Origin of the sequence: Sphingomonas sanguinis NBRC 13937 (genome assembly GCF_001591005.1) — a bacterium.
In the GTDB taxonomy this organism is placed as follows: Bacteria; Pseudomonadota; Alphaproteobacteria; order Sphingomonadales; family Sphingomonadaceae; genus Sphingomonas; species Sphingomonas sanguinis.
Map to the genome: position 1 here is coordinate 1 of NZ_BCTY01000073.1, position 12592 is coordinate 12592.

Genomic DNA, 12592 nt, shown 5'->3' on the forward strand with positions numbered 1-12592 from the left:
AGGTCGGGGCCGTCCGTCGAGCAAGGTACACGGTTCGGAGAACGCCGGGGATGCCCGGCCGATGATCTAGCGAAATGTAAGTGGCAGTCCGGTCATCGGCGGACACGGTCATGGTGGTGGTGCGATCGAGGAGCGGCCCGACAATGTGCGTCACTATCGTGCGCGGTCCGGTGATCGACACCGATTCGGATACAACGTCAGGGTCGCCAGGGATGGGATGGGGCTTTCCGTCTGCCCGATATGAGCGGCGCGGCTCGCACGTAGCGCAGCTATAATTACCGTCTTTCACCAGGTACACGTCGCTGGCTAAGCCGCTCTGCGTATCGAGGTCCGCTACCCACGTGCCGTCAAAGGGGCTGTTAGCGTAAGCGGAGGCTTGGACCGAAAGGCAAAGAGCAGCGGCGGGTAAGAGGTAAGGCTTCTTCATTCGAGCGTCCCCAATGCGATGGTTGAGTAAGAAAGCCGGATCAGCGGCGATCACCTCAGAGAGCGGCTGCTCACGCCGTCCAACCGCCATCGATATTGTAGGTCGCGCCGGTCACGAAGCCTGCTTCGGGTGAGGTGAGATACGCCACAAGATTCGCAACTTCGTCTGGCGTGCCGTGTCGGGGGACGGCAAGCGGGCTGCGATTTACGACGGCATTCGGCCCATCCGCTGGATTGCGTTCGGTATCGATCGGCCCTGGCTGCACCAGATTGGCAGTGATGCCTCGCTCACCCAAATCGCGGGCCAAGCCGCGCGTCATGCCCCCCAACGCGGCTTTGCTCGCTGCATAGAGCGTGCCGCCTGCGCCGGGCATCCTGTCCGCCACGACGCTTCCGATCGTGACGATCCGTCCACCTTCGGTCATCAGACCTGCCGCCTTCTTGGCCGCGAGGAAGGGCGCTCTGACATTGAGCGCAAAAGAGCGGTCGAACGCATCGTCCGGATAAGCCTCAAGCGGTCCTACAATCGCAGTTCCGGCTACGCTCACCAGAATATCAAGGCGGCCGAAATGGTTCACGATCTGATCGATGGCATCGTTGAGCGCCCCGGCATCGCTGACGTCCGCCTGCACCATGAGGGCATGATCTCCCGCCGAGCGTAGCTCGGCCGAAAGACGCTCGGCATCATCTGATCGACTTAGAAACGTCGCCCCAACCGACGCGCCATCAGCCGCCAACCTTCGGCTGATCGCTGCACCGATGCCGCGCGTGCCGCCGATCACGATGGCAACCTTCCCGTCGAGAACTCGCATCGTCTTCCCTCGGTAAACGTCTCGGCCGTGGCGCACGGTAGCCGCATTGCGAGCGCAGCGACAACATTGCCGTTCGACCTTCCCAGAAACGAACGGCCAGCGAGACGCCGCGCGCGTTCTCGAAATCGATCGAATACCGGGAATAGATGACCGCGTTAGGTGTTCAGTCCCCGCGACCTGTGTGGATTGGTGCCTTTGCCCTCACCTCCGAACAGGTCGCGATTTAAAATCGAATCCCATAGTTGCATCAGGTTACTTCGTTCTGCGTCAGCAATAACCGTTCGTCAGCAGGTCGGCCGATTAAGGCGCAATACGGCGATAGAACCGTCTGTGTGATATCGGTCCCCGCCGCCATTGCGGTGCCATGTCCTGGGCGGAAGCCGCATGGACTGCGATGGCTGCGGCACTGCGCCGCAAGCCTGAAGGAGAACCGACGACAAGTTGCGTTCGGCATCGATGTCGGGACCGATATGATGCGTGATCTGCAAGGTGAAGAGGCTTAGCCCAACGCCGCGATCAAACGTCGCTGCAGCCAGCCAGTCATCGGTGCCGATCTGCCAGAAGCGGACATGGTGGCGGCGATCGGCGCTGGCGCCCTCGTCACGCTCGAACGCGAAAGCCTGCACTCGATCCTGCACGAACAGGGGGCTCACCGGTGCATTCGGATAGGGGCGACCTGCGATGACGCTCAGCCCGATGCGAGCGCCCGTTCGCAGCGAAACCGGATCGGCCAATGACCAGCCGGCATGTCGATAGGCTGTCATGATCGCATCCCTGCTACCGTAAATACGCAGGTTGATCGGATCGCCAGGAATATCCTGCGCAGTATAGGACGTGATCGCGTCGTTCTGGCCGATTAGCTTGTGCTCGTGGTGACTCCAAAGGCGTGGCAGGCCAGCGTAGGCCAATATGAACCATGCAAGCGGAATAGAGATAATCATGGTCAGCGCGATCGACCACCAGTGCCAAGGCTTCAGACGCAACCGATCCCTCAAAATTGATCCCAATCTGCTGATCCTGACAAATCATATATCCGCAGCTGTCACCTTTCCCACTAAGGAGCGGCGGGTGGGTCGGCCAAGGCCGTCCCATTTGCGATCGAGAATTGGGAATTCGCGACCTTCAAGCCATAGTCTGATCGGCCACGTCGGATGCCACGATCCATTTGCCGAACAGCGCAAAGCCGCAGGACTTAGCGAGGGCGACGGACGGGAGATTGTCGAGCTGGCAACGATATTGCGGCTCGTATCCCTCTCCGCGGCAGAAGTCGCTGATCGTCAGGATGACCGCGCGCGCAAATCCTCTTCCCCGAACATGGGGAAGCGTCAGTACGCCCAGGTCCGCGACCGGGGCGTTTTCCCAAACGCATGCGCTAGCGGCGCTGACTAATCGATCGCCGACAAAACAACCGAACACCGCCCAATGATCGATTTCGACGAACGCATCGTCGCGGTCCTGCTCTGATGCATCGGCCTGGAACACCTCGAACGCGGCTCGATCCTCAATCGTGAGACGACGTGCGGCCGTTAATCGGCCGGGTACGACGTGCGTATCTGCGGGAAGGTAGAACAGATAATCAGGATCGTGCAGGCTGACGCCACTGCGTGCCCACTGGTCCTGTATGTCGCCGATCGACATAACACCTGCCGCGTTGGGACCGATCCGGTCGACCAGCTCGGGCCGCAATACGGTTCGCACCGAGCCGTCCATGCCTTCCAGCATCATCGCCGGACGTTTGGGGTTCAGCTTCTCGCTGACCACCCACGTCGAGTTGCTTTCGCCAGCAAACGACTCATGCCAGTAATTCAGAACGGGCTTGGGGAAGTTCGTCATACGGCGGCACTACCATAACGGCACGTCGCACAGGCAGCCCACTTTCCCATTGGGATCGAATTTCGAGAAGCTTAAGGGCCTAATCGCTACTCGATCAATTTGATTCAACCTCGTGTGCCCTCAGCCTGAATGCCCGATCAGAATCGCCCCTGCCGCAACCACGAGGCAAGCCATAATCCGATAACGGGTCAAAGTTTCGCCAAGGAAGATGCGGCCGATCAGGGCCGCGAAGACGACGCTTGTCTCGCGTAACGCCGACACCGGTCCCATCGGGCTAAGTGACATGGCGACGATGACGATTCCATAGGCCAGAAGCGAGGCGAGCCCGCCACTGCCCGCCACCAACATTTCTCTTGGCGCCCGCATGATGGAGTTGGCGTCGCGCAAAATGACGTATGTCGCTGGCATGAGTAAGCCCCACGACAGGCACATCCAGACGATGTAGCCGACCGGCGAGCCTGACAGCCGGGCGCCAATGCCATCGGTCACGCTGTAGGCGCCGATGAAGCAGCCGGTCCCAAGCGCGAAGAGCAAGGTCTGCGGCCCGATGATCCGTCCCTGGAAGGCCAGCGCGACGATGCCGCACGACACCAGCAGCACGCCCGTCAGGCTGAGTGCGTCGGGCAGTTCGCGCGCGAAGACCGCTGCGCCGAGCGAGACTAGAAGAGGAGAGGCCCCGCGGGCGATCGGGTAAGTCTGCCCCAGATCGCCTTGCCGGTAGGTGCGCACGAGGAAGAGATTGTATCCGACGTGCAGCAGCGCCGACAGGGCGAGGTAGCCCCAACTTCCCACCGAGGGGATCGGCACGAACGGCGCCGTCAAGGCGCAGGCGAGCGCGATGGCGATGCACATCATCGTCATCGACCAGAGCCGGTCGCCTCCTCCGCGCAGGAGGGCGTTCCAACTGGCGTGAAGGATTGCCGCGAGCAGGACGATCAGGCTGATGCCAAAAGACATGAGCCTCCTTGCTCCACCAAATTGCCGAGTTCCACAAGGTTACCGCAGTGCCTTTGTTCGTGCGGTAAGTTTGTTGCCATCCGGATCGCGCAGATAGGCAACAAAGACACCATTCGGCCGCTCACACGGTGGGGTTTCAATCGAAGTGCCGCCATGCATGGTGCCGGCCTGATGCCATGCGCGGACGTGGTCCGCGCTGATGGCGGCAATGCCGATGGTCCCGCCATTGGCAGGGCTCGCCGGATGGCCGTCGATCGGCCGGGTAATCATCAATCGTCCGCCCTCATGGTTGTAGATCAGTCGGCCTCTCTTGTCCCGCTCGCCGGGATTTCCGCCCAGCGCCACGAACGTCGCGTCATAGAAGGCCTTGGATCGATCCAGGTCGTTGCTGCCGATCATGATGTGCGTGAACATATGGTCATCCTAATAACAAGGCTCTGATAGCAGGGGGCTATCGGCCGGGTCGTTCACCGCTTTGTCCGAACGGCATAAATGTTGAGATGGTCGGCAAATAGCTCCGCCGACCCGAGACTGACCTTACCGCCGGCCACCTTGATAAGCTTCTTCGGGGCGGACCGGGGTCAAGGTCGTCACTTCGATGAAATAGCCACCCCTTGCCCGGAAATAGAAGGACCATGCGCCATGCGTCTCGTGCGGTGCTTGCGTTTCCCAGCCATCCCCAGTCAGGAGCGCGTGCATGGCGTCCACCGCCTCGCGCGACTCCTGAATGAACCCGATATGCAGAATGTCGAGACTCGTTGGATAGTCGAAGCCGTCGAGCTTATTGTCGAAGTGGTTGACGATCAGTACCAAGCCATCGTCGTCCCGCATGATCGCCATTTTTGCGCCTCGCACGACAAGCGTGCGCAAACCGAAATAATGCTCGAACATAGCCCGATCCGCTTCGGTATCGTGGCTGTAAAGATTGATGTGGTTCAGCTTCATGGTCGTGCCTTTCCGTCGGTTAGACGGACACGGACCGATCGCGGTTCAGACAACGACGACCGGCCACGCACGAGGCCCATCCTCGCTGTGTCCGGCCATGGCCAAGAGCGGCACCAGTCGCTCAAGCGTGACTGTCTCCAAGGAGACCGCAGGTTGTCACTATACCTGCATCGCTGTCTTTTTAGGCTTCTTCAATTTAGGCGGCGTAGGCTTTCCGTCAAGCGGAGGAGGCTTCCCACGAAGGAACGGCCAGCGAGACGGCCTGGGCATTCTCATTAGGATGGTATTTCGGGAAAGCCTGACACCGAGCCGTCGCGATCCCCATTTATCGACTTGTTACTGTTGCGCTATTATATAACGGAGATAACGCTAAGAGGAATGACCAGCTCGCCCGTGCGAACCGCATCGAAAGGGAAGCTCTCCGAAAGGTTCTGCATGAGCCAACTGGTGCGAACAACCATCCAGTCGATGCCGCCTCCGATGCCGATTGGGGTATCAACTTATGGGATATATGAACTGGCTGCTAGCGGATCTCGATCATGGTAGTCACTGATAAGCCCATGAAAGGTTTCCAAAACAACCGGGCGACTACCAGGCGCAAATCCTCGGAAAATAACTATGGCGTCTCTCCCAAGACAAGTCACCCGCCAGTCCCGCAGTTGACCAATTTCACCAAGCTTTTCCGACAGGCCTATAAGGCGTGACCGGCTCGCCGGATCGCGCGCACCTAACGGCTTTAAGAGGCGAACGCCCTTCCGATCTGCAACAAAATCGAACCTAGTAACTCGATTGTCGCATGTAATCGTTGATTGCACCCTTTGACTTTCCGGAGCGGAATAATGATCTAGCCGCACCGCTCGAGGTGCGACTTGATCAGAGGCGAGGAGCAGCGCTGCGATCGCAATCATGGGCATGGCTGCAGGTTCAAAGGCACGGTTGGACCATACGCGGGCCCCCATGTGGCGGGATTGTTGGGATCATAAGGCGGGGTAGCAGTATATGGATATACCCTGAGCGCATATCCACCTCCGGCCGTACTCTCTGCAAAAATTCCAAGCTGCAAGTTGGGATCGGCGCCCAACTGAATGAGCTGCTGGGCAAACGCATAATCACCGGAGGCTTGTTGCCCATTAGGCGTGTTCCGAATGTTGACCGTAGAAGGCAGCGGGTACTCTGCCTGATTGCCTTGCGATTGAGAGGTTGGATGGTTGTGGGTGAAACCGACGATAGCCGCGATCGGTATCGTCTCGCTAGGTGTTATGATCTCGTCATAAGGGCCACCCGGAGTACTCTGGCCATATTGAATCGTATTGATAGAGGTTCCCGATCCCTCAATCGGTTGGCTGGCAACAATTTCGCCAGACGGCAGCCTGTAGGTAAATGAGCCGTACTCTTTGTTGTTATAGCCTGTACTACCACCCGGATTTCCAAAGCCAGCCTCCGTCACCCGGTAAGCGGAAATGGACAACGCCGCGAGCCTGTTATGTTCAGCCCTTTGGTCTGGGCTTGCCGAATTGCAGTCGAAGTTAGGATCATATGGATCAGTAGAGGTTGGCGGTGGAGGGGGGCTGGGCGGCATTGTGACGGGAGGTGGCGGTAGAGGCGGCGGAGGGGGGGACGGCGGAGGGGGATTGGCCGTAACAGTGACCGGCGGGCCGGTAGGACCGGGGGGCGGATCACCGGTATTCTCGGCACCTGCAATTAACGCCCGGTCTGCATCAGACAAACGCTCAAACCCTTTTTTTGGCTCAAGCCTTTTGCCTTCATCCGTCTGGGGAGTACGACTTTTGCCGTGGTCATCGTTAGCCATTGGAATCTTCTCCAATCAATAACGTGTTCCTCCTACCATATCCTCGAAAATTAGACTAGAGTAATAGCGCAGCATCTTTCATTACACCCACATGAAGGGAGTAATACATTGTCGCATAAGGTCCATGACTTATACGAAAAAAGGTTCGATTCGGATATAATTCCGGATGGGCCGAGCAAGCGAATCATGATCGCCACAATACCTCGATCTGGTAGTACATTCCTATGCCTAGAAATGTGGAGAACCGGGGTGCTGGGTCGGCCAATGGAGTACCTGAACCTTCTGAACCGAGAAAAAGACATGATTCCACGGTTGGGCCACGGTAATATTGCAACTTACTGGCGACAAGTTCAACAATGTCGTAAATCTGATAATGGCGTTTTTTCTTTTAAAACGTTCCCTCAGGACTTCCAGCAAATTATAAATAAGTCTCCAGACGTTTTAGGTCTTATAGGCGCCGACTTCGTCATATATCTTACTCGCAGAGATAAAATAGCGCAGGCTGCTTCCTATTGGCGAGCCGATAGAACCGGATCTTGGTTCGCCGGTTTACGAGATGCGAATAAAGCAGAGTATTCCTTTAACGGTATATCAACGGCCCTCATGTGGATAAACAACCTTGAAAAAAGGTGGTTAAGCATTTTCCAAAATCTATCTGTTGATGCACTTCCATTATTCTATGAAGATTTGGTAGACGATGTAAATAGCAACTTGCAGCTAATTGCAAATTACTGTGAGATAAATTATCAACGCTCCTATATTAAAAATTTACCTAGAATGGAAATTCAACGAGATGCTAAGTCTCATGAATGGATAAGCGCTTACAAAGACGATATGCAATTATATGAGCGGATAAAAACCAGTGGAGCACTGGGCGCCACTCATTATTAATCCACGCCATACGTGTTGCGTAATTAAAGCCACCTGCCGATAATCTTATAAACTCATATAATGGTAGGTAAGCGGCTTGGTGTCTTGGGGATCGGCGAGCCTTCATATTGTATAAAACACGTCCGACCCTCCCATTTCCGTCCCGAAGAGGATGAGCATTAAAGAAAAGTACTATACCTACGATCGCGGCTGCCTGATGATACTTTCCATCGGCGTCGGAAAATATACGTTCTATCTCGTTCAATCTATTCTCAACAAGCCGATGTGCGGGATAGACGATGCGGTATCCTGCCCTATCCGGGGCTGAGTAAATGGCACCATCGCGAAATCCTCCACCGCCCAAGTCTGTTGATATTTCCGAGATCAAAGCTTTAATGGGCAATGGCGTTTCATATTCACAATGAATACCTGAGATTTTTCCTAGGCATACGGCTTCTTCGGATGTTCGCTTCACCGAAAGACTTAAAGGTTGGGCTGTTTGCCTAAAGTATTCAGAAAGTCTACACTCTAGTCTTTGCAGCAAGCCACTGCCACGCGTGTATCCGACTCTAATCTCCGCTGTTAGTTTATCAAGATAATGTTCGTGTTTTACCGATTGCATCGAATATAAATCAGAAGCTATATTAATCTTGTTGAAGATATCTTCGTTTGATTTGAATAGAGTTTCCAATGACGGTATCGTTGCGAGTGGCATCGGTATTATATTTTTCATGATTGCAGTTCCCTTTCAGGAGTAGGCATTTCTATGAAAAACGATGTACAAGATATGACGTTGGATATGTACCGCATACATGATTTGGCGATGCCGATCCGGCCTGGTAATCTTGGTCGGCAATGGATGGACCAAACTGCCCATCGGTTTGCTTACCGCTGCACGCCCCTGAACATTGCTAACACCTCCGGATGGACGGCCCATTGCCCTATCGGGTTTAGCGCCAAATGGGACGGCCGGCCAACCAAAGACGCTATAAAAATCGAAACACAAAACAACGCTGTTGGCGTCGCTCGATATGTCTCTTCTCACTTTGGACATGGCATATTGACGTTCCACCTAGGCTGGCTACTCAAAACGAGTCGTGACTGGGCTATTTGGGCAAGAGGCTGCCCAAATATGTTTAAGCCGGGCGTATCTGCTTTAGATGGAATAGTAGAAACAGAGTGGCTGAACTTTCCTTTCACAATGAATTGGAGATTTCATCAGCCCGGAGAGGTTATATTTTTTCCAAATGACCCAATATGCTTCTTTACTATTTTCCCGCATGCAATGATTGACCGTGTACAGCCGATAATGCACGTTGCGTCCAAGCATGAAGATATTTATAGCGAGTTCAAGAATTGGCGCGATAGTAGAAACGCTTTCAACGCCTCGTTAGAGCATCGAGAGCCAGGCCAAAGAGGTGCGCGCTGGCAGAAGAAATATCTCCATGCCGAACCAGCAAAAAGCACCCACTCATTTCATTCGGTCAAGCGCCGCTTGCAGGAACCGCGTTGGGCTGCCGAATTTGATCCTCCGCGCAAGACAGAGAGTTAACGATCTAAGGTCAAATTATATTAGGGCGTTTAGCCATGTTAGCTCTGTTGGTTTGCGAAATATGTAAGCCAAGAAGGGTGAAAGACATGGGATACGGCTAGCGAAGCACAATACTGTTATAGTTTATATCATAACCTAATTGGATCGCTACGTTCCTAAGGCCAACGAGCAGCGATTTGTCCGCCCCGACTAGGAACGGCGTTTGATGCGATCCGAGCTGTCCCATTGGGAAGGGCGGGCGGGACGGCGGGGACCGTCCCGTTTCCGATCGAGTTTTGGGAAAATCAAAGCCCGCCTGCTCGACCAGTCCGCTCTATGAAAAGTGCTTCGCCATTTCTGTTGTCGGCGACCAATCCATCTGTTCGTAGCAGGGGCGACCGGCGTCAGTGGAGTGAAGGATGGCGTATGTAACTCCTCGTTCCTGAAAGGCCGCCTCACTCGCTTCCATCAAGGCTCGAGCGACGCCTTGTCCTCGATAGGACGGCTCGACAAAGACGTTCAGGACATAGCCTCGGCGGCAATCCTCGGGGTGTGCGGGATGGGGCGGCCAATCAATCTCCATCAAGCCGACGCCGCCGATTGCTTCTCCGTCTCCCGTCTGGGCCATGAAGCCAAAATAGCGACCATCCGCCAGGCGCGGTCCCAGCCACGCCGCAAAGGGGACCGCCATCTTCGCCAGATCATGATCCGCTTTGCCTGCCTCTCGGAACATCTCTCGCCGGTGATCGCAGATGCGATCGAGGTCGGACATGGTTACAGGACGCAGTTTAATCATGCCGCCTCTTACCGGTTCCGATTTACTGCGATCATGTTGCAGACCAACCATTCTCGCATAGGATCGAAAATTGGGAAGGGCCAAAGGCCCTTCTCACACCGCCGCCTGTCGCACAAATCAGCTCAAATCTACGATCCGCGTCAGCAAGCCTTCCCTGATCGTCATGAATGATGCGCCTCGCATGGCGATCGGTTCACCGGCCTTCATAGGTCCAAGATCGACAGCCGGGGTGCCGGTCCAATCCACCTCCATCGCGACACGATCGCCATCAACAACTGCGTTGGTGATGGTCTGATGACGGGTAGTGAACATCGTGGCTGCTTGTTCAGCAAGTTTGGCGAAGGCGGTCCGACCTTCGACCTTCATGCTTTGCCCCGAGTTCGATACGTTCTCGAATACAACATCGTCGATGACACACGCCACCAGCGCGGCTGCGTCCTTACGATTGTACGCATCGATGTAGCTTTGAATGATTGCAGGTAGCGTCACAGCTATCGCCCTTCTTCCAGAAGTGCGGGGCCTATCGCCATTTTTTTGGCAAGGCGGACCGCGCTTCAAACTGACAATGCCTGTCGGCATTGGTCACTCGGACAGACCCGACCTGACGTATCAGGCCGGGTTATTAAATCGTCCGCTGGTCGCTACCGCGATGTGAACAACGAAGGTCATGCGAGCAGTATGCCTGTCTGTGTGAGATTGTCGAGCCGGCAACGTAACCGACAAACCTTCCCGATTGGGAACGGCGATCGAGGCGGCCGGGCTTTCCCATTGGGATCGAGAAGCGAGAATCTGGTCGCGACGCGAGCGCCATGCCACTTGCAGGCCAGATTGATCGAGAGCAGACATACGCACCCTCTAGGGAGAAGTGATCGATGCGCTACGTTGCAACCGTGCTTACGCTAATGGTTTCATCAGCCGCGATGTCGGCCCCGCAAACTCGCACGATCACTACATCGCTGCCCGCCAATCGGCCGATAGGCGTGGAAGCAAGCGCATTTGTGCGTTCGGTGAAGGCGGGGGCCGTTCCCGAACACTCCGATTACAAGGATCACGACCTACTTTTGGTGGGGAATCTGCTAGAACTGCAATCTGGTAAGCAAGTGGATATAGCAATCCTAGCCAGCGCAAATCAAAAAGAGCGGCTCAAAGCATTCATCCAGCATGATCCCCGGCTTGTCACTGGAAAACTAACGAGCATTGCTTGCCGCAGGATCGACGGGCGCGGACCAGTCGTTGTAGTTTCGAACTGTCGCTTCGCAGCCTCCGCTTAGTCCCCACAAATGAACGGCCAGTGAGACGACGCGGGCGTTCTCGGAATCGATCGAGTTTCGGGAAGGCTTGGATCACAATATGGCCACGATGTTGTCGGCAATCTTGAGCCATGCAGGCGGGAGAACATAGCTTGGAACTACGTATCGTGGCGATAATGGCTCTGGCTCCAACGCTTACGTCGGCTGATCGCGCACCCAGTGAACGCGTAATCACTGGCGAGGGGCTGGTCGAGGTCCGCATTAATGAACAGCCTGCCACCCTCCGGATCGACCCCGCTGCTCCCGCTATGCCATTGATCAACCGCAGCGTCGCAGAGAGTGCCCATCTCAAGATGAAAGGTAGTTGGGGGATAGGTATAGGCTACGCGATCGGCAACACATCCGTCATGTCTCGCACCCAAGTGGTTCGTCTTGATCTCGGCAATGGCCGCATAAAGCGACGCGTAGGTTGGACAAGCCGTCCCTTCGCTGCGGTAGCCGATGGCAGCATAGGCCCTGAAGCATTCCCCGAAACGATTATCCGGTTCCAGCTACGTGACCCGCGAGTGGGTGCCAAAACAGTTTCGTTCCCAATGGATCGCGATTCAGCCGCACTAGGGATATTCGGTAATTTCAGCGCGACATTTGGTCAAATCAACGTGGGTGGAGAGCTTATGCGAGTACGCTTCGATCCATATCATGCACGTTCCCTTGTTACGGCAGGAGCCGGTGCCCGCCTTGCTCGCTCGTATGATGGGGCGATAACCGGCCAAACGGAGCCAACTGAGATTTTCTTCGGCGTACAACGGCCAGTTCGCACTCTCATCCTAAATCGCCCCCTAGAACTAGGGAAGTTGATGATTTCCTCTCTCGGAATAAGAACGACCGATGACGGGAGCATAAACAGTATCAAAGAGGTCGGTGTGCCAGAGCAGCACGTTGATCCTGACGAGATTGTAGTCACCGCGACGGGCAAGAAACGCGATACGAGGCGGGATACGCTATCGTTGGGCAATGACTATCTGTCGCACTGCTCGTCGATCACGTTTGATCGAGGCGCGAAAATCATACGACTGACCTGCTAATGCAGCTCATGTGTATAAGCTGGGCAGAATTCCTCTTTCCCGTTTGGGAACCCGTAGCGGGAAAGTAGCCTTCTTGACCGTGCCGAGAGGCGTCAGAGACATCGACTTTCCCAAAATATGTTCCCAATTGCTCTTTCCCGAAATAGGCCTTCGTGGATGGGGAAACGGGAATGGTCGGCTGAACCATTAGCTGATTTCGGGAAGACAGATTGCCTGCCTGAGCGTCCAGGTTTGGGCGAAGAAGTCGATTTTCAGTGGAGTTAGCTTATCCCAACAC

At 55.4% G+C, this 12592-nt stretch carries 14 protein-coding genes; 4 read left to right on the top strand and 10 right to left on the bottom strand.

Annotated features, from left to right (window positions below):
* Window positions 1–497 precede the first annotated feature (497 nt).
* The 7 genes from SSA01S_RS17765 to SSA01S_RS19895 all read right to left on the bottom strand — a co-directional run bounded on the left by SSA01S_RS17765 (window position 498) and on the right by SSA01S_RS19895 (window position 6441).
* Window positions 498–1238 carry an SDR family NAD(P)-dependent oxidoreductase gene (locus SSA01S_RS17765; RefSeq protein WP_061781459.1) on the bottom strand — a complete coding sequence of 247 codons (741 nt, stop codon included), beginning with the start codon at window positions 1236–1238 and terminating at the stop codon, window positions 498–500.
* A gap of 284 nt (window positions 1239–1522) precedes the next feature.
* On the bottom strand, window positions 1523–2221 hold the full coding sequence (locus SSA01S_RS17770; RefSeq protein WP_061781460.1) for an LssY C-terminal domain-containing protein: 699 nt from the start codon (window positions 2219–2221) through the stop codon (window positions 1523–1525).
* Between the two features lie 139 nt (window positions 2222–2360).
* A complete protein-coding gene (locus tag SSA01S_RS17775) occupies window positions 2361–3071 on the bottom strand; it encodes a GNAT family N-acetyltransferase (protein WP_217996068.1) in 711 nt (236 codons plus the stop codon).
* 120 nt (window positions 3072–3191) lie between these two features.
* Entirely contained in the window at window positions 3192–4028 is an 837-nt protein-coding gene (locus tag SSA01S_RS17780) for an EamA family transporter (RefSeq protein WP_061781461.1), read from the bottom strand.
* 39 nt (window positions 4029–4067) lie between these two features.
* Window positions 4068–4442 carry a VOC family protein gene (locus SSA01S_RS17785; RefSeq protein ID WP_061781462.1) on the bottom strand — a complete coding sequence of 125 codons (375 nt, stop codon included), beginning with the start codon at window positions 4440–4442 and terminating at the stop codon, window positions 4068–4070.
* A 123-nt stretch (window positions 4443–4565) separates the two neighbouring features.
* The gene (locus SSA01S_RS17790; protein ID WP_061781463.1) at window positions 4566–4973 is read right to left on the bottom strand and encodes a VOC family protein; all 408 of its coding nucleotides are present in this window, start codon (window positions 4971–4973) and stop codon (window positions 4566–4568) included.
* A gap of 904 nt (window positions 4974–5877) precedes the next feature.
* Window positions 5878–6441 (bottom strand): hypothetical protein, encoded by a 564-nt coding sequence (locus SSA01S_RS19895; RefSeq protein WP_167348940.1) that lies wholly within the window; start codon window positions 6439–6441, stop codon window positions 5878–5880.
* A 528-nt stretch (window positions 6442–6969) separates the two neighbouring features.
* On the opposite strand from SSA01S_RS19895, the gene SSA01S_RS19300 reads away from it, so the two are divergent.
* Window positions 6970–7674, top strand: coding sequence for a Stf0 family sulfotransferase (locus SSA01S_RS19300; RefSeq protein ID WP_082795173.1), 705 nt, complete (start codon window positions 6970–6972; stop codon window positions 7672–7674).
* Here SSA01S_RS19300 and SSA01S_RS20245 read toward each other — a convergent pair.
* Window positions 7580–8386: a Fic family protein gene (locus SSA01S_RS20245; protein WP_082795174.1), complete on the bottom strand. Its 807-nt coding sequence runs from the start codon at window positions 8384–8386 to the stop codon at window positions 7580–7582. The genes SSA01S_RS19300 and SSA01S_RS20245 overlap by 95 nt on opposite strands.
* A gap of 33 nt (window positions 8387–8419) precedes the next feature.
* On the opposite strand from SSA01S_RS20245, the gene SSA01S_RS19685 reads away from it, so the two are divergent.
* On the top strand, window positions 8420–9205 hold the full coding sequence (locus tag SSA01S_RS19685; RefSeq protein WP_156477920.1) for a DUF6065 family protein: 786 nt from the start codon (window positions 8420–8422) through the stop codon (window positions 9203–9205).
* Window positions 9206–9518: 313 nt separating this feature from the next.
* Here the strand turns inward: SSA01S_RS19685 and SSA01S_RS17795 are convergent, their stop codons facing one another.
* Together SSA01S_RS17795 and SSA01S_RS17800 are read right to left on the bottom strand one after the other, a co-directional pair.
* Entirely contained in the window at window positions 9519–9980 is a 462-nt protein-coding gene (locus tag SSA01S_RS17795; RefSeq protein ID WP_061781464.1) for a GNAT family N-acetyltransferase, read from the bottom strand.
* 117 nt (window positions 9981–10097) lie between these two features.
* A complete protein-coding gene (locus SSA01S_RS17800) occupies window positions 10098–10469 on the bottom strand; it encodes a nuclear transport factor 2 family protein (protein ID WP_061781465.1) in 372 nt (123 codons plus the stop codon).
* A 383-nt stretch (window positions 10470–10852) separates the two neighbouring features.
* Here SSA01S_RS17800 and SSA01S_RS19690 point away from each other — a divergent pair, with 383 nt between their 5' ends.
* Together SSA01S_RS19690 and SSA01S_RS19695 are read left to right on the top strand one after the other, a co-directional pair.
* A complete protein-coding gene (locus tag SSA01S_RS19690; protein WP_156477923.1) occupies window positions 10853–11251 on the top strand; it encodes a hypothetical protein in 399 nt (132 codons plus the stop codon).
* A 131-nt stretch (window positions 11252–11382) separates the two neighbouring features.
* Window positions 11383–12315 carry a pepsin/retropepsin-like aspartic protease family protein gene (locus tag SSA01S_RS19695; protein WP_156477925.1) on the top strand — a complete coding sequence of 311 codons (933 nt, stop codon included), beginning with the start codon at window positions 11383–11385 and terminating at the stop codon, window positions 12313–12315.
* Window positions 12316–12592: the final 277 nt, after the last annotated feature.